This window comes from Halomicrobium urmianum (assembly GCF_020217425.1).
Classification (GTDB): domain Archaea; phylum Halobacteriota; class Halobacteria; order Halobacteriales; family Haloarculaceae; genus Halomicrobium; species Halomicrobium urmianum.
In genome coordinates, this window is record NZ_CP084090.1 from 2,167,123 (window position 1) to 2,192,080 (window position 24,958).

The window sequence follows — 24,958 nt, forward strand, 5'->3', positions numbered from 1 at the left end:
GTGACGACCGTCGAGCGCGACCCGCAGTCGCTGTCGGACCCGACTCCCGACGAGGCCCGGTCCCTGATCGAGCGCGGCCTGGACGCAGACGCCCTCGTGACCGTCTTCGGCCGCTGTACCGTCGAGTACGAGGGCCGAGCGGCCAGCACGCTCGGGCCGGGCGACCGCCACGTCATGCTCAAACCCGACGGGGCCGCCCTGGTCCACACCGACGAGGGCCAGCAGCCGGTCAACTGGCAGCCGCCGGGCTGCGAGCACGCCGTCGACGTCGCGGACGGCGAACTGATCGTCGAGAGCGACCGCGAGTCACCCGACGAGCACCTCTTCGTGACCTTCGAGCGGGTGGCCCACGCAGCCGCCTTCGACGTGGTCGACCCCGAGGACCTCGCGCTGACCGGGACCGAGGAGGATCTCCGACAGCGCATCCTCGACGAACCGGCGCTCGTCGAACCGGGGTTCGCACCGCTGTCGACCGAGCGAGGAACGCCCGCCGGCGCGGTCGACATCTACGGCGAGGACGCCGACGGCCGGACCGTGGTGGTCGAGCTGAAGCGACGACGGGTCGGCCCCGACGCGGTCGGCCAGCTCGGCCGGTACGTCGACGCCCTCGAGCGCGACCTCCACGACGACGCCGAGGTACGGGGGATTCTGGTGGCACCCTCAGTCACCGACCGGGCGCGCGACCTGCTCGCGGAGCGCGGGCTGGAGTTCGTCTCGCTGGAGCCCTGAGGTCAGTCTCCGGGGTCGACGTCCGAGTGGACGCTGACGACCCCCGACGCGGTCACGACGACCCCGAAATCGCAGTATCTGAAGGCGACGAGTCCCTGTCCCGCCTCACCGAACAACTCCCCCAGCGCGTCCGGATCGCCGGCCTCGTACAGCGGCGGAAGCCTGTCACGCGGGACGCCGCGGACCGAGGCGATCGACCGCGTGACGACCGCGGCGACCGACTCGCTGTCTCCGATCGTCGTCTGGACCAGCGGCGTCGTCTTCCAGGGGCGCTCGCGAACCAGATCCATGGGTCTAATGACTGGGTCGTCGCCATCAAAGGCGATTGGGCTAGACATCTAGCCACCTCTCGACGGGAAGGTACATGTTCTCCTGGTAATACTGGTGATCTAATGGGTGTGAACGACGGTCACGCCGATGCGTCCGCCACGAGAGTCGAGTTCACCTTCGACGCGTCCGACAGCGGCCTGCCGTTCGTCGAGGTCGCCGCACGCGAGTCCTGTTCGGTCCGTTTCGAGGAACTCGTCCCGCGCGGAGCCGACCGCTACGCGGAGTTCTTCAGCGTCCGCGACGCCGATCCCGACCGGGTGCTCGCCCACCTCGAATCGGTCGACGGCCTGGACGCGGAACTGATCACGGGCGGCTCTGACGGCGGGCTGTTCGAGTTCCTCCTGACCGGCCGGGACTGCCCGGTGGTGACCCTCGCCGAGGCGGGCGCACTTCCGCGGGGCGTCCGGAGCGTCGACGGTGGCGCCCGGATCGTCGCCGAGGTACCCGGCTCCGGCGACGTCGGGGCCGCCGTCGACGCGTTCGCCGACGCCTACCCCTCCGCAGAACTGGTGTCCAAGCGCGAGGGTGAGGGGCCGACGACGATCTTCGCCGAGCGGGACCTGCTGAGCGCGCTGGACCGACGGCTGACTGATCGCCAGCGGGTGGCCATCGAGGCCGCACACGAGTCCGGCTACTACGAGTGGCCCCGCGAAGCCACCGCCGAGGAGGTGGCCGACGAACTGGGCGTCGCCGGCGCCACCTTCCACAAGCACCTCCGGGCCGCCGAGCGCAAACTCATCGCCGCGCTGGCCGAGTACGCCGGCGAATAGTCGTCCGTCCTCTCTCAGTCGTCCGTCCGCTCTTTCAGTTCCGCGAGCGCGTTCATCGCCTCCAGCGGCGTCATCGTCGCCACGTCCAGCTCTCGCAGTCGCTCGCGAACTGGACCGTCCGCCGTCGCCCGCTCGCCGTCGTCGGCCCCGGCGTCCGTCCACCGCTCCAGCGAGGGCGCGGTCGCGTCGGCGCCGTTCGCCACGTCGGCAGCGGGCGCGTGGCCGTTCGACGTCGCGCCGGTCCCGTCCGACCCGTCGGCCCCGGCGTCCGCGCCGTTCGCCCGGGCCGCGGCGTCGTCCGTCTCGGCGTTGGCGGCCTCGCCGTCCAGCAGGTCCCGGGAGCGCTCGACGACGGCGTCGGGAACGCCGGCCATGCTGGCCACCTCGACGCCGTAGGAGGCCGCGGCGGCCCCCTCGGCGACGGAGTGCTCGAAGACCACGTCGCCGTCCACCCGCCGGGTCTCGAAGTGGAGGTTGAACGCCCCCGGCAGGTCCGCGGCCGTCTCCGTGAGGTCGTGGTGGTGGGTCGCGAAGAGAGCGTACGCGCCGACCTCGTCGTGGACGTACTCGGTGACGGCGCGGGCGATGGCCAGCCCGTCCGCGGTGGAGGTCCCGCGGCCCACTTCGTCCAGCAGGATCAGCGAGTCACTGGTGGCGCCGCGGAGGATGTCCGACAGTTCGTCCATCTCGATCATGAAGGTCGACCGGCCGCCGGCGATGTCGTCGCTGGCGCCGACGCGAGTGAACACCCGGTCGACGACCGGCAGCGTCGCGCTCTCTGCGGGCACGAAGCTCCCGGCCTGCGCGAGCACACAGAGTAGCGCCACCTGGCGCATGTACGTGGACTTCCCGCTCATGTTGGGGCCGGTGATCACCGCGAGGAAGCGCTCGCGGTCCAGCTCGGTCCCGTTGGGGACGAACGACTCGTCGGTCCGCTCGACGACGGGGTGGCGCGCCGCGTCCACGTCGAACGCGTCGGCGCCGACCGTCGGCCGGCAGTAGTCGTGGTTGGCGGCCACCTCGGCGAAGGCCACCAGCGCGTCCAGCGTCGCCAGCCGGTCGGCCAGCGCCTGCACGCGCTCGGACTCGCCGGCGACGGCGTCGCGCACCTCGCAGAACAGCTCGTACTCCAGGTCGTCGGCGGCCGACTCCGCCCGGAGGATCTCCTCCTCGCGCTCCTTCAGTTCGGGCGTGTAGAAGCGCTCGGAGTTCTTCAGGGTCTGGCGGCGCTGGTAGTCGTCGGGCACCCGGTCGAGGTTCGGGTCGGTCACCTCGATGTAGTAGCCGTGGACGGAGTTGTGCCCCACCTTCAGCGAGTCGATGCCCGTCCGCTCGCGCTCCTGGGCCTCGAGGTCCTCGATCCAGGACTTGCCCGACCGCTCGGTCTCCCGGAAGCCGTCCAGCGTCTCGTCGTAGCCCTGCCTGATCACGTCGCCCTCGGTCACCTCCTGGGGCGGGTCCTCGCGGATGGCGGCCTCGATCTCCTCGCGCACCGCGGTCAGCGGGTCGATCGACCCGTGGAGGTCGGCCAGCAGGTCGCTCTCCGCGCCGGACAGCGCCTCGCGGACGTCCGGGACGACCGACAGCGACGCCGCCAGCGAGCGGAGGTCGCGGGCGTTGGCCCGCCCCCTGGCGACACGAGAGATCAGCCGCTCGAGGTCGTAGACGTCCGCCAGTCGCTCGTGGAGCCGCTCTCGCGTCCGGACGTCGCGGACCAGTTCTTCGACCGCGCCGTGGCGGCGATCGATGCGCTCCCCGTCCAAGAGCGGCCGGCGGAGCCAGTCGCTCAGCTGTCGCCGGCCCAGCGCGCAGGCGGTCTCGTCGACGGTGTCCACGAGCGTCCGGCCCTCGTGGCCCCGAACCGACCGTCGCTCGAAGACCTCCAGGCCGTCGAGCGCCACCGCGTCCAGCAGCATGTACTCGCGGGGGTCGTACCGCGTCAGGTGGTTCAGGTACTCCAGGCGGCCGTCCTCGCCCCCGGAGATCTCGTCGCTGGTGCCGGCCCCGCCGCCGCGGGTGTACTCGGCGTACTCCAGCAGGGCCCCGCAGGCCCGCACCTCGACGTCGCCGGCCAGTAGCGTCTCCGGCTCCCCGAAGTACGCCCGCACGCGCTCGCCGGCGACCTCGCGGTCGAACACCCCCTCGTCGTAGGGCGAGACCTGACACGCCGGGCCGAACACGCCGGCGTCGTCCACGTTCGGGCCGACGATGGCCTCCGCCGGGGCGAACCGGTCGGCCTCGTCGGCCACGGTGTCGACGTCACTCGCGCTCGTGGCGTAGAAGTCGCCCGTCGAGACGTCCAGCATCGCCAGCCCGTAGCGGCGGCCGTCCGTGGCCAGCGCCGCCGCGTAGTTGTTGTCCGGGCTCTTCAGCAGTTCGTCCTCGGTGAGGGTCCCGGGCGTGATGACCCGCGTGACCGCGCGCTCGACGACGCCGCTGACCTCGTCGGGGTCCTCCACCTGGTCGGCGACGGCGACGCGGTAGCCCGCGTCCAGCAGCGTCTCGACGTAGCTCTCGGCGTTGTCGATCGGGACGCCCGCCATCGCGTACTCCCCGGTGGAGTCCTCCCGTTTCGTCAGCGTAATCTCGCAGAGCCGCGCCACCCGCTCCGCCGCCTCGCAGAAGGCCTCGTAGAAATCTCCGACCTGAAAGAGCACCAGCGAGTCGTCGTAGCGCCGACAGAGCTCGTAGTACTGGCTCATCATCGGCGTCAGATCGTCGGCGTGCTCGGCCATCTGCTCCGGCGGCCCCAGCACCGCGTCCATGTGCGACCCCGGGCGTTCGCGGTAGATAACCCCTGGGATCGACCACTGTCGGAGCTTCGCTCCGACAAGGTTCGCCTCGTGTCTCTCGGCTCACCACCGTCAGAGAGAACTCCGACGAGGTTCGCGATTCGCTGGTCGCTCACCACCGTCAGAGAGAACTCCGACGAGGTTCGCGATTCGCTGGTCGCTCACCACCGTCAGAGAGAACTCCGACGTGGCTCGCCTCGCGTTGCTCGGCTCACCGCCGTCCTCGGGGCCGTCGGGCGAACTGGTTTCCCGACGCCGCTTCGCACCGCCGGGTTCCACGGAAAACGAAACGACCGCCAGCGAGAGCATCCGAGACGCTATTTTCCCGTCTAAAACGGGAGAAGATATTTACGAGGGCGCCGTGCAGGTCCGGCCGACATGTCGATCGATATCAGCGACGCCCTGAAAGGCGGCTTCCGGCGGTTCGCCAGCCGCACCGGCGCGGCCCTCGTCCTCGGGTACTTTCTCCTGTTCGCCGTCTACCAGATGGCGTACAACAGCCTGTTAGCGAGGCTGTACTCGTTGCTCGACCTGGCGACGCCCGCACCGGGACTGACGCTCGACGTTCCGGCCGCCGTCGCCGGCGTCGTCGTCCTCGCCTGTCTCGTGGCGATGACGTACCTGTCGGTGGTCGCGATCAGGACGTTCCTCGCCGGATCCAGGTCGTCGTTTCCCGACGCCGCTCTCTCGCGGAACGCGCCCGTCGCAGTCGGTAACATGATTGCCGGCGGAATCTCGCTGATGCTCCTGGGGGGGGCTGCTGTTCGGGGTCCCTGTGGCCGTCGTCACCCAGGTCCTCGACGGTTTCGCGGCCGTTGGCGCCGCACTCGTCGTCGGTCTCGCGGCCCTCGTCGCGGTCGTCTACCTGACCGTGAGCCTCGTCTTCATGCCGATGTACGTCGCCGCCGAGGACCGTTCGTTCGTCGCCGGTTTCCGCCGGAGCTGGGCGCTGACCCGCGGTGAACGGCTCTCGGTGTTCCTGCTGTACCTGGTCCTCTTCGTCCTCGCGGTCGGGGTGAGCATCCCGGTCGCGCTCGTCAGCTTCGTCGCAGTGATCGGCATCGGCAGCAGCGGGATGGCCGTCTCCCAGTTCCTCAACGTCCTGCTGATCGCGCCGTTCGCGATGTTCCAGCTCGCCGTCTTCGCGGTCGCGTTCCAGCAGCTCCGCGGCGACGAGGTGCCGGATCAAGGCGGCGCCGCAGCGAACGACGCGCCTCCCTCGCCCGTCTGACATCGCCGGCGCTGCGAGCGCCGCACACAGCCCTGAAAGCCTTACCCGCGCTCGGCGCGTACGCTCCGCTATGTCCACGACAGACTACGACCGGCCCGTCCCGCTCGATTCGAAGGACGACCTCGACGCCCTCGTCGCCGACCACGACCGCGTCCTCGTCGAGTTCCACACGGACGGGTGTTCCATCTGCGCCTCCCTGGAACCCGTGCTGGGCAACGTCGCCCGCGAGAGCGACGCCGTCGTCGCGACGATGAACCCCCGCGACGACCCCGTGCTGGTCGACGAGTACGACGTCCGGTCGGTTCCGAAGCTCCTGCTGTTCGTCGACGGCGAACTCCGCGAGACGCTCGAAGACGGGTTCGTCCCGACCGAAGACCTCCTCGAGTTCGTCGGCGACGTCTAGCGCTCGACCTCGCTCTCGCCGGCGTAGACGCGACCGCTCCGGGGGACCTCGCGGCGGTCACCGACGACTTCGAGGTCCGCCGTCGACTCGACGTCGGCCGCGGAGCGCCCGACCCGTAGCTCGTACTCGCCGGGCTCGACCACGAGGTCCATGTCGGCGTCGTGGTAGGCGAACTGGCCGGCGGCGACGGTGAAGGTGACCGTCGCGGACTCGCCGGGCTCGAGGTGGACCCGCTCGAAGCCCAGCAGCTCCTGGACCGGCCGGGCCTGGCGCGGGTAACGGTGGTGACCGTACAGCTGGACGACCTCGCTGCCGACGACGTCGCCGGCGTTCTCGACGGTGATCGACGCTTCGACGGTCCCCGCGGGACCGACTTCGCCGTCGGCGAGCTCGACGTCGCCGTACTCGAAGTCGGCGTAGCTCAGCCCGTGGCCGAAGGGATACAGCGGGTCGCTGTCGGCGTAGACGTGGTCTTCCTCGCGGCTGTTGGGCTTGCGCGAGTAGTAGACGGGGAGCTGACCGACCGACTTCGCGACGGAGACGGGCAGCCGACCGCTCGGGCTGTGCTCGCCCAGGAGGACGTCGGCGACGCCGTGGCCGCCCTCCTCGCCGGGCAGCCACGCGTGGAGGACGGCGGGCACGTGCTCGTCGATCCACTCGACGGCGTGGGGCTTGCCGCTGATCTGGACCACGACGACCGGCGTGTCCGTCTCGTGGAGCTCCTCGACCAGGTCCTGCTGGACGCCCGGTAGTCCGAGGTCGGTGACGTCGGCGCCCTCGCCGCTGGTGGGGACGTCGGGCTGGTCCTCGTGGTCGGCCTCGTCCTCGTCGGTGAGCGAGATGGCCGACCGCGCGCCGACGAAGGCGACCGCCACGTCGCTGTCCTCGGCGGCGGCGACGGCCTCGTCGAACCCGTCCGTCGCCGGGCCGGTCGTCGTGCAGCCCTCCGCGTAGGCGACGCGGTCCTCGCCGAGGCGCTCCTCGAAGGCGTCCCGGGGCGTGACGACCCGCCGGTTCGACTCCTTCTCGGGGTAGTGGGCGGCGTAGGCGTAGTCGCCGAGCTGGCCCTCGGGGGTGTCGGCCTTCGGACCGACGACGGCGACGGACTCGTCGCCGGAGAGGGGCAGCAGGTCGTCGTTCTTCAGCAGCGTCACGGACTCGCGGGCGAGGTCGCGGGCGTAGTCGCGGTCGGCGTCGGGGCCGAAGGCCTCGTCGGGCGAGGGTGGATCGACGGCCGCGTCGCCGCTCGCGTCGGGGTGATACTCCTCGAACAGCCCCTTCTCGACCTTCTGGCGGAGGACGCGCCGGGCCGCGGTCTCGACGGTCTCCCGGGCGAGGTCGCCGTCCTCGACGGCCTCGACGAGCAGCTGGTAGCACTCCCGCTGGGGCAGTTCGACGTCGATGCCGGCCTCGACGGCGCGGATTGCCGCCTCCTTCCGGTCGCGGGCGACGCCGTGTTCCTCCTGCAGGAAGCGGACGCTGAAGTAGTCCGAGACGACGGTGCCGTCGAAGTCCCACTCACCGCGGAGGATCCCGGTCAGCAGCGACTCGTCGGCGGCGCAGGGGATCCCGTCGACGTCGTGGTAGGCGTTCATCACCGACTCGGCGCCGGTCTCGCGGACGGCGACCTCGAAGGGGAACAGGTGGACCTCGCGCAGTTCGCGCTCGCCGATCTGTACCGAGGAGCGGTTCTTGCCGCCCTCGCCGACGGCGTGGCCGACGAAGTGCTTGACCGTCGCCGAGACGCCCTCGGCGGGGCTCTCGCCCTGGAGGCCGCGCACGTAGGCGCTGGCCATCTCGGCGACCAGCAGCGGGTCCTCGCCGAAGGACTCCTCCGTGCGGCCCCACCGCGGGTCGCGGGCCACGTCCAGCACCGGGGAGAGGGCGTGGCGGCAGCCGATGGAAAGTAACTGCTCGCGGATACGGGCCGTCATCCCTTCGACGAGGTCGGGGTTCCACGTGCTGGCCAGGCCCATGCCCTGGGGGTACGTGGTCCCGTCCGGGCCCATGTAGCCGCTGAGACACTCCTCGTGGGGGACCGCGGGGATCCCGAGGCGCGTCTCCTCGACGAGCATCTCCTGGAGTTCCTCGGTCACCTCGAGGGCACGCTCGGGTTCGAGGCCGCCGCCGCCGCCCAGGCGGGTGAAGTGGCCGACGCCGCCGGCCAGGAGGTCCCGGGCGGTCTCGTGGTCGATGTCGCCCTCGTCGTCGAGCAGCTCGTCGGGGTCGTCGGCCTCGCCGGTCAGCGGGCTGGCGGGGACCGAGGTCAGCTGTGCGACAGTCTCCTCGAGCGTCATTCTGTCGAGTAGGTCGTCGACGCGCTGCTCGACGGGCAGAGTGGAATCGAGATATGGGGGCGTGTCAGAACTCACACCCTCTCCGATGATGGCCTCCGATTAAATTCTAATGGACGACTGGGAAGGTCGCTGTAGCCAGTTGACGGGTCGGGTGGCCCGGCGCGGTCACTCGCCCTCGACGAGCCGCTCGAGGTGCTCCGGGGGGACGGCGCCGCGCGCCGCGTGGCCCTCGTAGGCGAAGGTGGGGACGCCGGTGACGCCGCGCTGGCGGGCGTGCTCGAACAGGGCCTCGACGTCCTCGCGGAGGTTCTCGTCGTCGAGGGCGTCGCGTACTTCGGCCGGGTTGACGTCGGCGTCCTCCGCGAGCTCGGCCAGCACGTCCGGGTCGCCGATGTCCCGGCCGTCCTGCCACAGCGCCTCGTAGATCCCGTCGTCGAACGCGCGCCACCGCTCGTAGTCGGAGTGCTCCTTGACGTAGTAGGAGGCGACCTGTGCCTGCAGGGAGTCGACGTCCGTGACGAGCTCTTGCGCCATCTCGACGCCGTACTCGTCCTGGAGCCGCCGGACGTTCTCGCGGGCCTGCTCGTAGTAGTCCTCGTCCTTCCCGCTGTCGGCCTCGGGGTCGATCTCGCCGTCGGGACCCCGCTCGTTGGACCGGAGGTCGAACGGATGCCAGTCGACCCGCAGCTCCTCCTCGCGGCCCTCCTGGTACCAGTCGAGGGACTGTCGGCCCAGATAACAGAAGGGACAGACGTAGTCGGCGAAGAGCGTGATGCTCTCGTCGGTCTGCTGTTCGCTCATGGTTCCCGTTCGCGCTCGGGACACAAGAGGCCGTCGTGGCTGTGGCCGTGCCGTGCACGGGCCGCTGGCACCTCGACGACGGGTTTCTCGGGGCTGCGAACCGGTACCGCCGGGACCGTAGGTGGACGCCAGAAAGGCCCTAGGCCTCGGCTTCCTCGTCCGGTCCGACGGACACCGAGTAGTCGGACTGGATCCAGGCCTCGGGGTTCCGTCGGTCGTAGACGATGGTGTCGCCGCCGCCGGTGGTGAACGCGCCGTACTGGTCGTCGGCAGTCTGGTCCTGGTCGGTCATCGATCGGTCGGTGGACGTTCTAGAGGGCCCGGACCGTATAACCCTTTCAGCCAAATGATTTGTGTTGTGGGGAACATACCAGTCGGCTTCCAGTGAGTCCAGTCGCCAGCGACGCTCGCGGGCCGGCTGCGGGACCACCACTGCTATTACCACCTGGATGTACAACTCGGATATGACGCGACAGCCCGCACCGGTCCGACCGCCGGTCGTGCTGACGATCGCCGGCAGCGACGCCGGCGGGGGCGCCGGGATCCAGGCCGACCTCAAGACGATCGAGGCCGGCGGGGCCTTCGGGACCAGCGCGATAACGAGCGTGACCGCCCAGAACACCCGCGGCGTCGAGAGCACGCACCTGCTGCCCCGGGAGGAGATCGAGGCGCAGATCGAGGCCGTCCGCGGGGACTTCGACGTCGCCGCGGTCAAGACGGGGATGCTCGCGACGACCGGGGTCGTCGACCTGGTCGCCGAGCGCGCGCCCGACCTGCCGAACCTCGTGGTCGATCCCGTGATGGTCGCGGCCTCCGGGGACCGACTGCTCGAACCTGAGGCGGAGGCGGCCTACGAGGACCTGATCGCCGAGGCGCGCCTCGTGACCCCCAACGCCGACGAGGCCGAGGTGCTGACCGGGATCGAGGTGACCGAGCCCGAGGCCGCCCGCGAGGCGGGCGAGCGCCTGGTCGAGGCGGGCGCCGAGGCCGCGCTCGTCAAGGGCGGCCACGTGTCCGGCGACGACGTCGTCGACGCCCTCGTCAGCGGCGACGCGGTCCGGACGTTCCGCCACGACCGCGTGGACACCGACGCGACCCACGGATCGGGGTGTACCCTCTCCAGCGCGATCGCCGCTCGCCTGGCCCGCGGCGACGCCCTCGAAGCCGCGGTCGGCGCGGGGATCGACCTGCTCTCGCGGGCGGTCCGGTACAACCTCGACGTTGGCGAGGGGCCCGGCGCAGTCCACCACGCCGTCGCCCTCCGGAACGACGCCGCGCGCGCCGGGACCGCCGCGGCCGTCGAGTCGGTCGCGACGGCGCTGGCCGAGGCCGACGCCGGGACGCTGACCCCGTCGAGCGGACCGACCGTCGTCGGCGCGACTCCCCACGCCGAGACGCCCGCGGACGTCGCGGCCGTCGAGGGCGACTCCGGGGCGGCGGAACTGCGGGCGGACCGCGGCGTCCGCTTCGGGACCGCCGGCGACCCGGCCGAGCGCCTGCTCGCCGCCCGAGAGGCCGATCCGTCGCTGCGGTTCGCCGTCGACTGCCGCCGGTCCGATGCCCTCCGCTCGGCCGTCGATGGACCGGTCGCGACCGCCGAGGCGGGGGCGGACGTGGGGGTCCAGCGGGCCGTGGCCGCCGTCGACGGGACGCCGGCGGCCGTCGAGGTGACCGACGCCGACCTGCTCACGCTCGTCGCGGCGGACGCCGACCGGCTGGCACACCGGGTGCAGGCCCTCTCGGCGGCACTGTCGGCGTAGCCCGGACGCCACGGAGCGCCCGAGGAGAATAGACCGCTCACAGCCGGCGACCCAGGAGCGCGAGCGCGACTGCCGCGGCGAGCGCGACGGCACCGAAGCCGGCGCCGCTCCCGTCGGTGGACTCGCCCGGCGTGGTCGTCGCTGACGGATCGGCCGCCGTCGTTTCCGCGTCCGGCGTCGCCGCCGGCGTCCCGTCGCTGCCGTTCACGCCCTCGTGGACCGGTTCGACCCGTATCTCGGTGGAGCCGGCGTTCTCCGCGCCGACGGAGACCGTCCCGGCCTCGGGGAGGGCGATCTCCGCCTGCACCTCCCCGGTCGTGCCCGACGGGAGCTGGACGGTCCGACGCTCGACGACCTCGGAGCCACGCGTGAAGTTGACCGTGGCGCGCCCGGGCCGGTCGGCGTCGTTCGCGACGGTCGCCGTGGCGGTGATCCGCCCGCCCTGCCGGATCGTGGTGCGATCCACTCGCAGCCCGGTCACCGCGGCGGTCGCCGGCTGTTCGACCACGACTGTCACGGCGTCCTCGTCGACGCCGACCTCGTAGCGGCCGGGATCGTCGAACGTGTGGTTCAGCTGCGCGGTCGTGGACTCGCCCGCCTCGACGGTGCCGTAGGCCCGTTCGACCACCGTGCCGTCGACGGTCAGCGGCACCGCGTAATCGCCGGCAGCTCCGCCGGAGTTGTTCACCCGAGCGCGGACGGTGAGCGACTCGCCGGGCACGAGTCGGATCGGCTCGCTCCCCCCGACGGATCCCACCCGGTACGGTCCGTCGACCCCGAAGCTGTTGAAGTGGGTCGGGTCCGGGAGGGAGTAGTCGATCCGGGCGGGCACCTCGCCGAAGGCCGCGCTGTGGGTCGAGGCGTTCCACATGGTCGCCGTCGCGGTCCGCTCCGTGTACCGCCGACCGGCGTCCGTCGCCCGGTCGCCGCCGGTCTCGCCGAGCGTCGCGAGCAGGGCCGATTGCGTCAGCCGGTCGTTGCGGGTGTTGCTCTGCCTGACGGCGTCCTGAAGGCTCCGCTCGCCGCCGGTCGCACGCCTGATCGCGAGGTCCAGGCGGCCGGCGATCAGCGCGCCCCGCTCGTAGTTGGCGTGCCCGACCCAGGTCGACGAGTTCGACAGGACGACCTCCTCGTAGGTGGCGTGCTCGCCGTCGGCGAGCATGTCCGCGAACGCCTCGAAGCCGATCAGGCCCTGCTCCAGGCTCAGCAGCGCGCCGTAGTAGGTCGCCGTTCCCTCGTTGAGCCACACCGTCTCGGAGGTCGACCGGAACCGCTGGCGGGTGTGGACGTACTCGTGGAGCCAGACGTTGTCGGCGGTGTCGAGGCGCTGTACGTCTCGGACCCACATGTCTGCGTCGCCGGTCTGGGCGCCGCGGACGCCCCAGCCGACGCGGCCCGTCGGCGCGGCCACGACGAACACCTCGTCGTCCCGGTCGCCGACGCGGAAGTCGTCCGAGGCTCTCGCGAGCGAGTCGAGGACCGCCTCGCGGTCGGTCGCCAGGTCCGCCGCCGCGGGGACGATCAGCTGGAACCGCTGGCCGTTGGCCTCCCTGCCGTACTCCTCGTACTCGCCGAGGTAGACGAGCCACTCGCCGGCGGTTCCGTTCCCGACCGTCCGGGTCCGGCGCTCGAAGCCCAGCGGCTCGGACCCCCTGTAGGTCCAGTTCGTCGGCATACTCGGGCGGGCGAACAGCGCCCAGTCGCCGACGCCGGCGTAGACGTAGCGCCCGTCGGCGGCTTCCGGTCCGCCCGTCTGGATGGTCTCGTTGACCTCGTGCCGGTAGGTGATCGACGCGGTGTTGTCGTCGCCGGTCCAGGCGTAGCGCCGCCCCTCGTCGCGCTCGAACGACTCTGTCTCTACGAGCGTCGCGCCCTCTGGGACGGTCGTGTTCAGGCTCACCACCCGCTCCGGGACGGAGTAGTCGAGCGTGACGGTCACTTCACCCGGCCGCTCGGGCGCCAGCGCGAAGGCCTGGGTCGCGCCGATCTCCTCGTCCCCGTCGACCTGCTGGGCCGGTGCGCCGCTCCCGCTTCCGGCGCGGACGACGGGGAACCGGTCCTCGGCGGCCTCCGGGTCGAGGACGCCGGCGACGGCTGGGTCCGGCCCGCTGCCGAGTGCCGGGGTCAGCCCGCCGGACACCAGCAGCATCGCCAGCGCGAGCGTCAGTAGCCCGCGGCGAAGCACCGCCATGTTACCCCTCATTGTTCGTGATGACTCAAATAGCTGACTCGGGTTCGGGTTCCGGCCGGACGCGCGCGAATCCATCGTTGGCAGTCGCCGCCCCGCCCGGACGGCCGGTCATCCCCCGCCGGCCGACACTTTCAATCCGGACCCGTAGCGTTTTACACCGCACCCGACACACCACAGGGTATGACAGAGGCGACGGGCATCGTGGGGGAGTTCCTCGCGCTCAAGGAGGAGACGGACGCGGACCTGCTGGCCATGCAGTGCGGGGACTTCTACGAGTTCTTCGACGAGGACGCGGAGATCGTTGCCGACGAACTGGACCTGAAGGTCTCCCAGAAGTCCTCGCACGGGTCGTCGTACCCGATGGCGGGCGTGCCCGTCGACGACCTGACGCCGTACGTCTCCGCGCTGGTCGAGCGGGGCTACCGGGTCGCCGTCGCCGACCAGTACGACACCGCGGACGGCCACGCGCGCGAGATCACCCGCGTCGTCACGCCGGGGACGCACCTGGAGACCAGCGACGACGCGGCCCAGTACCTCGCGGCGGTCGTCGAGGCCGACGCGGACGACGCCTACGGGCTGGCCGTCGCCGACGTGACCACGGGCGAGTTCCACGTCACGCAGGTCGACGGCGAGGACGCCCGCGCCCGCGTCGGGACGGAGCTGTACAAGTTCGACCCCGCGGAGGTCCTTCCGGGGCCGACCCTCCGATCCGCCGACGAGTTCGTCGACCGCGTGCGCGAGCGGACCGACGCGGCGATGACGCTGCACGACACCGAGTCGTTCGCGCCGGGGCGCGCCCGCCACCGCGTCCGCGAGCAGTTCGGCCGGGAGACCCTCGAGAGCGTCGGCGTTGCAGGCCAGCAGGCGGCGATCAGAGCGGCCGGGGCCGTCCTCTCGTACGTCGAGGAGACCGGTGTCGGGACGCTGGCCTCCGTCACGCGCCTGCAGGCCTACGGCGCGACCGACCACGTCGAACTGGACGCGACGACCCAGCGCAACCTCGAGCTCACCGAGACGATGCAGGGCGAGAGCGACGGGTCGCTGTTCGAGACGGTCGACCACACCGTCACCTCCGCCGGCGGGCGCCTGCTGCGCCAGTGGCTCCAGCGCCCGCGCCGGGACCGCGCCGAGCTGACCCGTCGGCAGTCCTGCGTGAGCGCCCTCGCCGAGGCCGCGCTGGCTCGCGAGGAACTGCGCGAGACGCTCGACGGCGCCTACGACCTGGAGCGCCTGGGCGCGAAGGCCGTCTCGGGCAGCGCCGACGCGCGGGACCTCCGGGCCGTCGGCGAGACGCTTGCGCTGTTCGAGCGCGTGGCCGATCTGGTCGCCGAGTCGGACCGGCTGGCGGAGTCGCCGCTGGCCGACGCGCTGGAGGGAGCAGACCGTGCGGCCGCGACCGACCTCGCCGACGAACTCGACGCCGCGCTGGTCGAGGACCCGCCGGGCACCGTCACCCAGGGCGGCCTGTTCCGCCGGGGCTACGACGAGGACCTCGACGCCGTGATCGAGGACCACGAGGACGCGCTGGAGTGGATCGACACGCTCCCCGAGCGCGAGAAACGGCGGACGGGGATCACTCACCTCTCCGTGGATCGCAACAAGACGGACGGTTACTACATCCAGGTGGGCAACAGCGAGACCGACCAGGTGCCCGAGGAGTACGAGCGCATCAAGTCGCTGAAGAACTCCGAGCGCTACACCGTTCCGGACCTCCGCGAGCGCGAGCGCGAGGTGATGCGCCTGGAGGAGCAGCGCCACGACATGGAGCGGGACCTGTTCGACGAACTGCGGGAGCGGGTTGGCGAGCGCGCCGCGCTGCTGCAGGACGTCGGCCGCGCGCTGGCGGAACTGGACGCCGTCGCCGCGCTGGCGACCCACGCCGTCCGCAACGACTGGACCCGGCCGGAACTCACCGAGGGCCGGGAACTGGACGTCGAGGCCGGCCGCCACCCCGTCGTCGAGCGCACCACGGAGTTCGTGCCCAACGACCTCCGGATGGACGGGGATCGGCAGTTCCTCGTCGTCACCGGCCCCAACATGTCCGGGAAGTCCACGTACATGCGACAGGCGGCGCTGATCACGCTGCTCGCGCAGGTCGGGAGCTTCGTCCCGGCGCGGTCCGCTCGAATCGGCCTCGTCGACGGCATCTACACGCGCGTCGGCGCGCTCGACGAACTCGCGCAGGGGCGCTCGACGTTCATGGTCGAGATGCAGGAGCTCTCGAACATCCTCCACTCCGCGACGGAGGACTCCCTCGTGATCCTGGACGAGGTCGGCCGCGGGACGGCCACCTACGACGGCATCTCCATCGCGTGGGCGGCGACCGAGTATCTGGCGAACCAGATCAGGTCGAAGACCCTCTTCGCCACCCACTATCACGAGCTCACGACGCTGGGCGAGGAGATCCCGACGGTGCACAACGTCCACGTCGCCGCCGACGAGACCGACGGCGAGGTCACGTTCCTGCGGACGGTCCGCGACGGGCCGACCAATCGGTCGTACGGGGTGCACGTCGCGGACCTCGCCGGCGTCCCCGAACCGGTCGTCGACCGCTCGCGGGACGTCCTCGAACGGCTCCGCGAGGACAAGGCGATCGAAGTGCAGGGCAGCGACCGGTCCGGTGGCGACGGCACGGAACAGGTCGTCTTCGACCTCGGCTCGGGCGAGCTCACCGCTGAGGGGTCGGACAGCAGCCAGCAACAGGTCGCGACCGACGGCAGCCAGATGGAAGCGCCCGCGAGCGACTCGAGCGGTCAGTCGCTCGATCCGGAGACGGAAGCCGTCCTCGACGAACTCGGCGATCTCGACGTCAACGAGACGCCGCCCGTCGAGCTGATGGCGAAGGTCCAGGAGTGGCAGTCGGAACTGGACGACGCGTAGGCGGTCGCCGACGCAGCGCACGCGCCTCGTGGCTGTCGACGGTCCGCCCTACGGCGCGTCGCGGTCCGCTATCGCCCCTCCCGAATCGCCCGCGGGATCCGTTCGATGACGTCGGTCGCGACGATGCCGGTACCGTACTCGTCCGCGGCGAGCACGCCCGCACGGCCGGCGATCCACGGGCCGAGCCGCGCCGCTTTCGCTGGCCTCAGTCCCTGTCCGAGCAGCGATCCGACGATCCCGGCGAGGGTGTCGCCGGTCCCGGCGACGGTCATGGCGGGCGACCCGACGTCGTTGGTCCACCGCTGCTCGCCGTCGATGATCTCGTCCTCCGCGCCCTTCGAGACGACCACGACCTCCGTCTCCCGCGCGAAGTCGTCCAGCGAGCCGTACTCGTCCTCGATGGCGTCCACCTCGGCGGCGTCGGGCGTCACCACGGCGGTCCCGACGTCGGCGTCGAGCGCCGCCCCGATGGCGGTCGCGTCGATCACGAGGGGGACGTCGATCCCGTCGACGATCTCCCTGATCGCGTCGGGGTGTGGGTTCTCCAGGCCCGGCCCGATCACCACGGCGTCGGACCACTCGGCCAGCGTCAGCGCCTTGCTGACCGAGTCCGCCGTCAGGACGTCGCCGGTGAACCGACCGGCGAGCAGGTTCGGCGAGAACCCGGCGACGGTGTCGACGGCGCGCTCGGAGGTGAGGATCCGCGCGACGTCGGTCCCGGTCCGGAGCGCCGCCAGCCCCGAGAGCGCCGGCGGACCGGGGTACTCGATGCTGCCGCCGACGATGCTCACGCGCCCGTTGTCGCCCTTCTCGGAGTCCGCTGCCGTCGAGAGCTCGCTCAGGAGGTCGTTCACGGACGGGGTTCGGCCCGGACGACCATGTGCCGCCGGGGATCCGGGAACCGAGCCGACGCAATCCGCGTCCAAGCGGACGGTTCTGGGAAGCGACGCGCAGCTATCGCGGGGCCGAGACCGGACGCCGGCGGTGAGGTCGGACGGCCGCGAGCGGCCGCGACCGCGCGTCGCCGGACGTGTCGCCTGTCCGACCCTCGTCTGACGGACTCTTTTATAGGTCACGGTCGTTCGTCGGGCCGATGAACGACGGCGCGCTGGACATGGAGGTGGTCACGCTCGAGCTCACCGAGGAGGAGCTGGAGGCCATCGACGAGAAGGCCTTCGCTGAGCACCGGGACAACCGCGAGGCGGCGATCCGGGACCTGTTCGACGAGTGGCTGAAGGCCCGCGAGGACTGACGGCGACGGCCCCAGAACGGTCGCACCCTAGTGTAAAATACCAAACAGCTAGCCGATCCCCAGCCAGAAAGTACTAGTGGCCCGGTAGGTAACCGGCGCACATGCGACACCCAGGTCTGAAAGCGCGGATGGCGATCGCGGGATCGATCCTGTTCGCGTTCTACGCCGTCGCCGCGGTGGTGGCGATGGGGATGTTCGACGCGCCGCTGGCTCTCGTGCTGGCCGGCAGCGTCGTCTTCGTGGGGTTCCAGTACAAGGTCGGGAAGTGGATGGCGATCCGGTCGGTCGGCGCCGAGGACATGCCCGAGGACCAGTTCCCGGAGATCCACCGCCGCGTCGAGTACCTCTCCGAGGACATGGGCATCGAGAAGCCGCGGCTGATGGTCGCCCGGATGGGCGTGCCCAACGCCTTCGCCGTCGGGCGGAAGGGGGCCGGCACGGTCGTCGTGAGCCAGGAGCTGCTGGCGATGCTCGACGCCGACGAGGTCGAGGGCGTCCTCGCCCACGAACTGGCCCACATCCGCAACCGCGACGTAGTGATGATGGTGCTGGGCCAGGGCGTGGCCTCCATCGTCGCCATCGTCGCCCAGTGGATCGTGCTGCTGACGGGCGACAACGAGATCGTCGACTTCTTCCTGGCCATCGTGGTCGGCCAGATCGTCCAGATGCTCGTGATGGTCTTCGTGCTGGCCATCTCGCGGTACCGCGAGTACGTGGCCGACGCCGACGCCGCGGCCGAGGTCGGCGGGGAACCGCTGGCCAGCGCCCTGGAGAAGATCAGCGCCGGCAACGAGCGGGCCCGCGAGTCCGCCGTCGACGAGAACGTCAGCGCGCTGTGCATCTTCGGCCAGGAGCGGGGCCTGATCGCGACGCTGTTCGCCTCGCACCCGCCCGTCGAGAAGCGCATCGAGCGCCTGCGTAACTGATGCCCGTCGACTTCCGGACGCTGCTGGCCGGCGTGCTCGGCGTCGGTCTGGGCCTCCTGCTGGTCGCCGCTCCGGAGTCCGTCGTGCGCGCCCACGGGGTCGGCCGCGTCCCGGGTCCACGGCGGGGCGAGTACGGGGACGACGGCGACTCCAGCGGGCGTGTCCGGCTGGTCGTCCGGGCCGTCGGCGGCCTGCTCGTCCTCGCGGGGCTGTACTTCGGGTATCAGGCTGTCTGAACGGCCCCGTCACTTTTTCCCGGAGCCGAGCGAGTCGAGAACCATGGGACTGTTTCGCGACCTCGGGGAGCGCGTCGAGAAACTCAAGCGGCAGGCGACGGACGCCGCGTCGGAGACGTACGTCTGCGCCGAGTGCGGGGCGGAGTTCGCGACCGGCTACGAGACGTGCCCCGAATGCGAGAGCGAGAGCGTCGAACGGGTGGAATCGAGCGGCCGGGGAGGACAATAGAGCGGTCGGGGAGAACCGACTGACGGCTAGTCGTTGCGGAGGTCCCGGGCGGTGTCGTTGAGGTCCTGCAGCACCTCGTCCTGCTCCTCGGCGACCTCGGTGGCCCTGGTCGCGAGGTCGTTGACCTCCTCGGAGAGGTCCTCGGCGCTCTCGACAGTCGCGGTCACCTCCTCGACGCGGCTGGCCTGGTCGTCGTTGGCGCGGGCGAGCTCCTCGACGCCGGTCGCGGCCTCGTCGATGGCGTCGGCGGTCGCGTCCATGGCCTCGAGGGCGGTCTCGATCTGCTCGCCGGCCTCCTCCAGGCGCCGGTTCGAGTCGGCCACGGCCTCGACCGTGGCGTCGGTCTGCTCGTCGATGACGTCGATCTGGTCGGCGATCTCCGCGGTCCGCTCCTGGGTCTCGTTGGCGAGGCTCTTGACCTCCTCGGCGACGACGGTGAACCCGCTGCCGTCCTCGCCGGCGCGGGCGGCCTCGATGTTGGCGTTCAGCGCCAGCAGGTTCGTCTGCTCGGCGATGTCCTCGATGACCTCGACGATCTCGACGATCTCGTCGAGCTGGGTCTCCAGTTCGTCCATCTCCGCCTCGACGCGCTCGCCGGCCTCGACGATCTCCTCGGTGGCCTCGTCGGCGGAGGCGGACGCGTCCTGGCCGCTCTCGGCGGCCTCGCGGGCCTGCTGGGCGCTGGTCGAGACCTGGTCAGCGGTCGCGGCGATCTCCTCCATCGAGGCGGAGAAGGAGGACATCTCGTCGGCGACCTCCTGGAGCAGCTCGAGTTGCTCCTCGGTGCGGTCGTCGGCCTCGTCCATGGCCGACGCCGTCTCGTCGGCGAGGTCGCAGACGTACTCGACCTTCTCCCGGATGTCGTCGGTCAGCGTCTCCAGCGTCCCGGCCATCTCGTTGACGTGGGTGACGACCTCGACGACCTCGTCGTCGAGGACCGCCTCGGCCTCCGCCGGGGCCTGTGCCCGGACCGAGAGGTCGCCGCTACCGACCGCGTCCAGCGTCGTCGCGACCTCCTCGACGAGCGACCGGATGGCCGCCTCGCGTTCGACCTGGTCGCTCTGGTCGTACACCATCTCGACGACGCACTCGAGGTCGCCGTGCTCGTCGAACAGCGGCTGCGCGGTGAACCAGATGGGGATCTCCTCGCCGCTGGCGTCGAGCATCGTGCTCTCGTCCTCGTAGCGGATCACGCCGACGTCTCCGTTCCGGTTGACGCCGTACTGCTCGTGGGCGGTCCGCGGCGCGTCGACGATCTTGTCCGCCAGCGTCTTCGAGCGCCGGTCGTCCTGGTAGAACGCCGTCGCCGACTCCGCGGTGCCGACGACGTCCTCGCGGTCGGTGCCGCACAGCTCCTCGGCGCCGCTGTTCCAGGCCAGCACCTCGTGGTCGGGCGCCATCACGAAGATACAGAAGGGCAGCGCGTCGAGGACGTCCTCCGGCCGCAGCCCCGCGGTCACGAGCCGGCTGTCGGGCGCTCGCCGCGAGGCGGTCCCGTCGCCGCGGTCGGCCTCGTCCCCGGCGTTTTCGTCCTCGGCGCCGTCGCCGGACACGTCGGCAGCGTCGTCGGTCGCGGGACCGCCCTCTGACCGCACCCCGCCGTCGGCGACCCGCCGCTCGCCCGAGCCGGTCGCCGTCCGGTCGTCGGGCGCGGCTCCCGATCCAGCCTCCGCGAACGACGGGTCGCGACCCGGTACTAACCTGTTGAGCAATCCCGTTATCTGGTTCATAGGTGGGGTAGCCGTGGTAACGACCTTAGTCTATTCCACCAGTATCAAACGTGATACTCTGGCGGCGAGAGAGCGGCGGACGAGCCGTCGCTCGGCGGGGTGACGCCCGCTCACGGCGGGTCAGCCGGCTGCGACTCGTCAGGCCCCTCGCTCACGGCAGGCCGCCGGGCCCGCTCGCCTCGACCCAGTTGTCCTCGTCGAGCATCAGTTCCGAGAGGGCGGCGGCCACCTCGCGGGCGGTCGCCTCGCGCTCGAAGAAGGAGAGGTTCACCAGCGCGTCGCCGAGGGTCCGCCCCACCTCCTCGGTCGGGTAGCCGTCGTCGCCGACGACCGCCTCGACCCGGCGTGTGAGCAGCTCCTTCAGCTCGGAGTGGGCGGACTCGGAGAGGCGATAGCCCGCCGGCATGAGGTCGGCCGTGACGGCGTACCCCTCGTCGTAGCGCTCGACGGCGAAGAAGGGTCTTCCCTCGGCCTCCGCGGCCGCGTAGGCGTCGTCGCGGGCTGACTGGGTCTCGTACAGCGGCACGTCCGACGGATCGTACCCGGGCACGGTCGACGATAGCGCCTCGACCGGCATGTAGTTGTTCCCGGGTAGCGGGGTTCCGACCGCAGGGAGGAACCCCGATAGCAGCGAGCGGGAGTGAGCGCAGCGAATACACGTGGGCCGCGAAGTCGCGACCGCAGGGAGCGGCCTCGGAGAGAGCGAGCGGGAACGGAGCGAAGTGAGGCGACACGCGAGCCGCGAGTAGACCGGCTGGCCCTCGTCCGAACCGCCCCTCAACCGGCCAACCGACCGCAAACGGCGGCGTCGGGGCCGCTGGCGGCGCACTGGCTGTCCCGCGACCCATATATTTATGTGGACACTATCGGAATCGAAGGGCGTATGGCATCTAGCGAGTCGGTATCTACGACAGGCGGTGACGCCGTCGACGTAGACGAGCTCCTCGAGAATCTCTCGCTCTCGGAGAAGGTCGGGCAGATGGTGGGGACGTTCGTCGGGTCGATGGACTTCGACGTCTCGCCGGAGGACGCCAAGGAGATGATCCGCGAGCACGACGTGGGCTCCGTCGCGGCCTTCGGGATCGGGGTGTCCTGGCACCACGACCCCGAGGCGGTCGCCGAGCTCTCGAACGAACTCCAGCGGGTAGCGGTCGAGGAGACCGACCACGGCATCCCGGTGTTGCTGCCGGTCGACGCAATCCACGGCAACGCGTACGTCAATGAGGCCGCGGTGTACCCCCACGGCCTGGGGATGGCGGCGACGCGCAACGAGCCGCTGGTCGAGCGCAGCGGCGAGATCACGGGCACGGAGATCCGCGCCAGCGGCGCCCGGATCAACTACGGCCCGAACTGCGACCTCGTCCGGGATCCCCGGTGGGGGCGCACCTTCGAGACGTTCGGCGAGAGCCCGCTGCTGTGTGGCGACTTGGGCGCGGCGCTGATCCGCGGCCAGACCGACCCGCCGGAGGGCGAGGGCGTCGCCGCGACGGCCAAGCACTTCCCTGCCTACGGCGACCCTGAGGGCGGCGAGGACACCGGCGCCGTCGACCGTTCGCCCAGCACTATCCACCACACCTTCCTGCCGCCGTTCGAGAAGGCCATCGACGCGGGCGCGCGCATCGTCATGCCCTGCTACAACTCCATCGACGGCCTGCCGGTCCACGGCTCCGAGCGGTACCTCACGGAGCTGCTGCGCGAACGCCTGGGCTTCGACGGTCCCGTCCTCTCGGACTGGGGCGGCGTCGACATGCTCCACGAGAAGCACAAGACGGCCCGCGACCAGCGCGACTCCGCCCGCCAGGCCGTCCAGGCCGGCCTCGACCAGGTCTCCATCGGCGGTCCCGAGTACGCCGAGCACATCCAGTCGCTCGTCGAGGACGGCGAGCTCAGCGAGGAGCGCGTCGACGAGGCCGTCCGCCGCATCCTCGAACTCAAACGGGACGTCGGCCTGTTCGCCGACCCCTACGTCGACGTCGACCGCGCCAGCGAGGTCATCGGCCGCGAGGAGCACCGCGAGCACGCCCTCGAGGCCGCCCGTCAGGCCCAGACGCTGCTGAAGAACGAGGACGACCTGCTGCCGCTCGACCCCGACGTCGACTCGGTCCTGCTGACCGGGCCGAACGCCGACGACCTCAAGCACCAGATGGGCGGCTGGGGCGTCGACGAGGTCGAGGAGACCTCGGGCACGACCGTGCTGGAGGGCGTCGAGGACGTCGTGGGCGACGAGACCACTGTCCGCTACGAGCGGGGCGCCACGGTGCGGGAGACGGACGACCTCGACGCGGTCCGCGAGGCTGCCGCGGACAGCGACGTCGCCGTCGCCGTGCTGGGCGAGAACTGGTACTTCCACGAGTTCGGGCCGCAGGACATCGCCGGCCAGACCGGCACCTGGCCCACGCGGACCGACCTCGAACTGTCCGACGCCCAGCAGGAGCTGTTGCGGACCGTCCACGAGACGGGGACGCCGACCGTCCTCGTGACGATCACCGGCCGGCCGCTGGCGATCACCTGGGCCGCCGACAACGTCCCGGCCATCCTGCAGTCCTACTACCCGGGCAACGAGGGCGGCCAGGCCGTCGCGGAGACGCTGTTCGGCGAGCACAACCCCGCCGGGAAGCTCCCCATCTCGGTCCCGAAGTCCGCGGCACACCTGCCGACGCGCTTCAACTACCTGCGCCATCCGACCCCGATCGGCGCGGACGAGCACCCCGACTCCTACGACCCGCTGTTCGAGTTCGGACACGGCCTAAGCTACACGGACTTCGCGGTCCGGAACCTGGAGCTGTCCGAGACCGAGATCGGGCCCGGTGAGTCGGTCACTGCCACCGTCGAGGTCGAGAACGTCGGCGACCGCGCGGGCACACGCGCCGTCGACGCCTTCCTGTCGGACGCCGTCAGCAGTCGCGTCCGGCCCGTGAAGGAACACGTCGGCTACGACCGCGTCGAACTGGCGTCCGGCGAGTCCGCGACCGTCGAGATCGAGGTCCCGAACCGCGCGCTCGCGGTCACCGACTCCGACGGCCGCAAGACCATCGAGCCCGGCCGGTTCGACCTCGAAGTCGGGGGTCTGGAGGCCTCCTTCGAGGTCACCTCCGAGTACTGACTGCGCCGTTCGAACCGCTCACTATTCAATTAAGTGCAACGACTGCGGCGGAACGTTTTACTCCTGAGACGTTTGCTATCCTCCATGGACACCGACCGGCTCCACGACGCGCTGACGCGCGCCGGGCTGACATCGTACCAGGCGGACGTCTACCTCGCACTGCTGGAACTGGGGTCGGCGCCAGTGGTGGACGTGGCCGACCGAGCCGGCGTCCCGACGTCACAGACCTACGACGTGGTGCGGTCGCTGGAGGATCAGGGCTTCGTCGAGACCGTCGAGCGCGACCGGCTGCACGCCCGGGCGACCGAACCGAACACCGTCCTCGAGGAGCTACGGGGGACGGGGGAGCTGCTGACCGACGCGGCCGACGAGATCGAGGACCGCTGGGAGCGGCCCGCCCCGGAGGACTACCGGGCCAGCGTCGTCAAGCATCGGGAGACGGTCCTCGACAGGGCTAGGGAGGCCCTCGGGGAGGCCGACGTCTCGGTCGAGATCGCCCTCAGGTCCGACCAGTTCGAGGCGCTGCGGCCGGCCCTCGTCGAGGCCGCCGAGCGGGGCGTCATCATCCGGGTGGTCCTGTACGGCCCGGCGGACGGTCTTGACCTCGCGGACACGTCCCTGACGGAGGTCCACCACAGGGCGCTCCCGGGGCCGTTCCTGGCCATCGTCGACCGGCGGCAGTCGTACTTCGCACCGAACGTCCACGGCGACGAACCGTACGGCATCCTGCTGGACGACACCATCCTCTCTTTCATCCTGCACTGGTACTTCATGACCTGCGTGAAGGCCCAGTCGGACACGCTGACCGTGGGGGCGGACCGCCCTACCTACGTCAGCATCGAGGAGTTCGTCCGCGACGCCGCGCCGCTGTGGCACGACGGGGCCGCAGTCGAGATCACCGCCGAGGGCCACGTGCCCGGGACCGGCGAGCGCGCGACCGTGGGCGGCGTCGTCGTCGACATGCTCGCCGAGGACGCGCTCTGGCCCTCCCGGTCGCCCACGTTCGAGGAACTGGCCGGCATCTCGGCGCTGGTCGTCCTGAACGACGAGGGGCAGCTCCGGACGGTCGGCGGCTGGGGGACCCTCTACGAGGACCTCGAGACCGAAGTCATCCGCGTCGACGGGATCTCTTACCCCGGCTCGTCGCCCGCCGACTCGTCGCCCGCCGACTGGCTCTCGCCCGGGGGCACCGAGTGGCCGGTCGACGAATCGGCGGTCGAGACGGCGACGGACGGGGAAGCGACGACCGACGGCGACGGTCGAAGGGGCTTTGACGCCGGCGACGAATGATCAGGGCA

General features: G+C 71.0%; 22 protein-coding genes. 12 read left to right on the forward strand and 10 right to left on the reverse strand.

What is annotated here, in order from left to right:
- Complete coding sequence (gene nucS, locus LCY71_RS10860) at positions 1–729, forward strand: endonuclease NucS (RefSeq protein ID WP_373325129.1); 729 nt, start codon at positions 1–3, stop codon at positions 727–729.
- 2 nt (positions 730–731) lie between these two features.
- Here the strand turns inward: nucS and LCY71_RS10865 are convergent, their stop codons facing one another.
- The gene (locus tag LCY71_RS10865; RefSeq protein ID WP_225333166.1) at positions 732–1,019 is read right to left on the reverse strand and encodes a HalOD1 output domain-containing protein; all 288 of its coding nucleotides are present in this window, start codon (positions 1,017–1,019) and stop codon (positions 732–734) included.
- Between the two features lie 102 nt (positions 1,020–1,121).
- Here LCY71_RS10865 and LCY71_RS10870 point away from each other — a divergent pair, with 102 nt between their 5' ends.
- Complete coding sequence (locus LCY71_RS10870) at positions 1,122–1,829, forward strand: helix-turn-helix domain-containing protein (RefSeq protein WP_225333167.1); 708 nt, start codon at positions 1,122–1,124, stop codon at positions 1,827–1,829.
- Positions 1,830–1,843: 14 nt separating this feature from the next.
- Here the strand turns inward: LCY71_RS10870 and mutS (LCY71_RS10875) are convergent, their stop codons facing one another.
- Positions 1,844–4,594: a DNA mismatch repair protein MutS gene (mutS, locus tag LCY71_RS10875; protein WP_225333168.1), complete on the reverse strand. Its 2,751-nt coding sequence runs from the start codon at positions 4,592–4,594 to the stop codon at positions 1,844–1,846.
- A 506-nt stretch (positions 4,595–5,100) separates the two neighbouring features.
- On the reverse strand, positions 5,101–5,340 hold the full coding sequence (locus tag LCY71_RS10880) for a hypothetical protein (RefSeq protein ID WP_225333169.1): 240 nt from the start codon (positions 5,338–5,340) through the stop codon (positions 5,101–5,103).
- A gap of 41 nt (positions 5,341–5,381) precedes the next feature.
- On the opposite strand from LCY71_RS10880, the gene LCY71_RS10885 reads away from it, so the two are divergent.
- Both LCY71_RS10885 and LCY71_RS10890 read left to right on the forward strand, forming a co-directional pair.
- Positions 5,382–5,852, forward strand: coding sequence for a DUF7847 domain-containing protein (locus LCY71_RS10885; protein ID WP_505706964.1), 471 nt, complete (start codon positions 5,382–5,384; stop codon positions 5,850–5,852).
- Positions 5,853–5,922: 70 nt separating this feature from the next.
- The gene (locus LCY71_RS10890; RefSeq protein ID WP_225333171.1) at positions 5,923–6,255 is read left to right on the forward strand and encodes a thioredoxin family protein; all 333 of its coding nucleotides are present in this window, start codon (positions 5,923–5,925) and stop codon (positions 6,253–6,255) included.
- On the opposite strand, the gene LCY71_RS10895 is transcribed toward LCY71_RS10890, so the two are convergent.
- From LCY71_RS10895 to LCY71_RS10905, 3 genes are all read right to left on the reverse strand, one after another.
- Entirely contained in the window at positions 6,252–8,552 is a 2,301-nt protein-coding gene (locus LCY71_RS10895) for a glycoside hydrolase family 3 N-terminal domain-containing protein (RefSeq protein WP_225335908.1), read from the reverse strand. The two genes, LCY71_RS10890 and LCY71_RS10895, sit on opposite strands and share 4 nt — an antisense overlap.
- 165 nt (positions 8,553–8,717) lie before the next feature.
- Entirely contained in the window at positions 8,718–9,353 is a 636-nt protein-coding gene (locus LCY71_RS10900; RefSeq protein WP_225333172.1) for a DsbA family oxidoreductase, read from the reverse strand.
- A 139-nt stretch (positions 9,354–9,492) separates the two neighbouring features.
- Entirely contained in the window at positions 9,493–9,699 is a 207-nt protein-coding gene (locus LCY71_RS10905; protein WP_444542727.1) for a DUF7331 family protein, read from the reverse strand.
- 118 nt (positions 9,700–9,817) lie between these two features.
- Between LCY71_RS10905 and thiD the strand changes: the two genes are divergently transcribed.
- On the forward strand, positions 9,818–11,113 hold the full coding sequence (gene thiD, locus LCY71_RS10910) for a bifunctional hydroxymethylpyrimidine kinase/phosphomethylpyrimidine kinase (RefSeq protein ID WP_225333174.1): 1,296 nt from the start codon (positions 9,818–9,820) through the stop codon (positions 11,111–11,113).
- A 37-nt stretch (positions 11,114–11,150) separates the two neighbouring features.
- Here the strand turns inward: thiD and LCY71_RS10915 are convergent, their stop codons facing one another.
- Complete coding sequence (locus LCY71_RS10915) at positions 11,151–13,304, reverse strand: CARDB domain-containing protein (RefSeq protein ID WP_225333175.1); 2,154 nt, start codon at positions 13,302–13,304, stop codon at positions 11,151–11,153.
- A gap of 180 nt (positions 13,305–13,484) precedes the next feature.
- Between LCY71_RS10915 and mutS (LCY71_RS10920) the strand changes: the two genes are divergently transcribed.
- A complete protein-coding gene (mutS, locus tag LCY71_RS10920) occupies positions 13,485–16,184 on the forward strand; it encodes a DNA mismatch repair protein MutS (RefSeq protein WP_225333176.1) in 2,700 nt (899 codons plus the stop codon).
- A gap of 68 nt (positions 16,185–16,252) precedes the next feature.
- Here the strand turns inward: mutS (LCY71_RS10920) and LCY71_RS10925 are convergent, their stop codons facing one another.
- Entirely contained in the window at positions 16,253–17,038 is a 786-nt protein-coding gene (locus tag LCY71_RS10925) for an NAD(P)H-hydrate dehydratase (protein WP_225333177.1), read from the reverse strand.
- 239 nt (positions 17,039–17,277) lie between these two features.
- Between LCY71_RS10925 and LCY71_RS10930 the strand changes: the two genes are divergently transcribed.
- From LCY71_RS10930 to LCY71_RS10945, 4 genes are all read left to right on the forward strand, one after another.
- Positions 17,278–17,436 carry a ribbon-helix-helix protein, CopG family gene (locus tag LCY71_RS10930; RefSeq protein ID WP_225333178.1) on the forward strand — a complete coding sequence of 53 codons (159 nt, stop codon included), beginning with the start codon at positions 17,278–17,280 and terminating at the stop codon, positions 17,434–17,436.
- A gap of 101 nt (positions 17,437–17,537) precedes the next feature.
- Complete coding sequence (locus LCY71_RS10935) at positions 17,538–18,362, forward strand: M48 family metallopeptidase (protein WP_225333179.1); 825 nt, start codon at positions 17,538–17,540, stop codon at positions 18,360–18,362.
- Positions 18,362–18,598: a hypothetical protein gene (locus LCY71_RS10940; RefSeq protein WP_225333180.1), complete on the forward strand. Its 237-nt coding sequence runs from the start codon at positions 18,362–18,364 to the stop codon at positions 18,596–18,598. Before LCY71_RS10935 ends, LCY71_RS10940 begins: the two co-directional genes overlap by 1 nt.
- 43 nt (positions 18,599–18,641) lie before the next feature.
- A complete protein-coding gene (locus LCY71_RS10945) occupies positions 18,642–18,827 on the forward strand; it encodes a PhlB family protein (RefSeq protein ID WP_225333181.1) in 186 nt (61 codons plus the stop codon).
- Positions 18,828–18,853: 26 nt separating this feature from the next.
- Here LCY71_RS10945 and LCY71_RS10950 read toward each other — a convergent pair whose 3' ends face one another.
- Together LCY71_RS10950 and LCY71_RS10955 are read right to left on the reverse strand one after the other, a co-directional pair.
- Positions 18,854–20,557 (reverse strand): methyl-accepting chemotaxis protein, encoded by a 1,704-nt coding sequence (locus LCY71_RS10950; protein ID WP_225333182.1) that lies wholly within the window; start codon positions 20,555–20,557, stop codon positions 18,854–18,856.
- A gap of 151 nt (positions 20,558–20,708) precedes the next feature.
- Entirely contained in the window at positions 20,709–21,107 is a 399-nt protein-coding gene (locus LCY71_RS10955) for a hypothetical protein (RefSeq protein WP_225333183.1), read from the reverse strand.
- Between the two features lie 333 nt (positions 21,108–21,440).
- Here LCY71_RS10955 and LCY71_RS10960 point away from each other — a divergent pair, with 333 nt between their 5' ends.
- Positions 21,441–23,660, forward strand: a complete 2,220-nt coding sequence (locus LCY71_RS10960) for a glycoside hydrolase family 3 N-terminal domain-containing protein (protein WP_225333184.1) — start codon at positions 21,441–21,443, stop codon at positions 23,658–23,660.
- A gap of 84 nt (positions 23,661–23,744) precedes the next feature.
- The gene (locus tag LCY71_RS10965) at positions 23,745–24,950 is read left to right on the forward strand and encodes a TrmB family transcriptional regulator (protein ID WP_225333185.1); all 1,206 of its coding nucleotides are present in this window, start codon (positions 23,745–23,747) and stop codon (positions 24,948–24,950) included.
- Positions 24,951–24,958: the final 8 nt, after the last annotated feature.

Excerpts from the sequence above, each read along its gene's own strand:
- LCY71_RS10865 (WP_225333166.1), bottom strand. The coding sequence starts at position 1,019 with ATGGATCTGGTTCGCGAGCGCCCCTGGAAGACGACGCCGCTGGTCCAG.
- LCY71_RS10870 (WP_225333167.1), top strand. The coding sequence starts at position 1,122 with ATGGGTGTGAACGACGGTCACGCCGATGCGTCCGCCACGAGAGTCGAG.
- mutS (WP_225333168.1), bottom strand. The coding sequence starts at position 4,594 with ATGGACGCGGTGCTGGGGCCGCCGGAGCAGATGGCCGAGCACGCCGAC.
- LCY71_RS10880 (WP_225333169.1), bottom strand. The coding sequence starts at position 5,340 with ATGTTACCGACTGCGACGGGCGCGTTCCGCGAGAGAGCGGCGTCGGGA.
- LCY71_RS10890 (WP_225333171.1), top strand. The coding sequence starts at position 5,923 with ATGTCCACGACAGACTACGACCGGCCCGTCCCGCTCGATTCGAAGGAC.
- LCY71_RS10895 (WP_225335908.1), bottom strand. The coding sequence starts at position 8,552 with ATGACGCTCGAGGAGACTGTCGCACAGCTGACCTCGGTCCCCGCCAGC.
- LCY71_RS10900 (WP_225333172.1), bottom strand. The coding sequence starts at position 9,353 with ATGAGCGAACAGCAGACCGACGAGAGCATCACGCTCTTCGCCGACTAC.
- thiD (WP_225333174.1), top strand. The coding sequence starts at position 9,818 with ATGACGCGACAGCCCGCACCGGTCCGACCGCCGGTCGTGCTGACGATC.
- LCY71_RS10915 (WP_225333175.1), bottom strand. The coding sequence starts at position 13,304 with ATGGCGGTGCTTCGCCGCGGGCTACTGACGCTCGCGCTGGCGATGCTG.
- mutS (WP_225333176.1), top strand. The coding sequence starts at position 13,485 with ATGACAGAGGCGACGGGCATCGTGGGGGAGTTCCTCGCGCTCAAGGAG.
- LCY71_RS10930 (WP_225333178.1), top strand. The coding sequence starts at position 17,278 with ATGAACGACGGCGCGCTGGACATGGAGGTGGTCACGCTCGAGCTCACC.
- LCY71_RS10935 (WP_225333179.1), top strand. The coding sequence starts at position 17,538 with ATGCGACACCCAGGTCTGAAAGCGCGGATGGCGATCGCGGGATCGATC.
- LCY71_RS10940 (WP_225333180.1), top strand. The coding sequence starts at position 18,362 with ATGCCCGTCGACTTCCGGACGCTGCTGGCCGGCGTGCTCGGCGTCGGT.
- LCY71_RS10945 (WP_225333181.1), top strand. The coding sequence starts at position 18,642 with ATGGGACTGTTTCGCGACCTCGGGGAGCGCGTCGAGAAACTCAAGCGG.
- LCY71_RS10950 (WP_225333182.1), bottom strand. The coding sequence starts at position 20,557 with ATGAACCAGATAACGGGATTGCTCAACAGGTTAGTACCGGGTCGCGAC.
- LCY71_RS10960 (WP_225333184.1), top strand. The coding sequence starts at position 21,441 with ATGGCATCTAGCGAGTCGGTATCTACGACAGGCGGTGACGCCGTCGAC.
- LCY71_RS10965 (WP_225333185.1), top strand. The coding sequence starts at position 23,745 with ATGGACACCGACCGGCTCCACGACGCGCTGACGCGCGCCGGGCTGACA.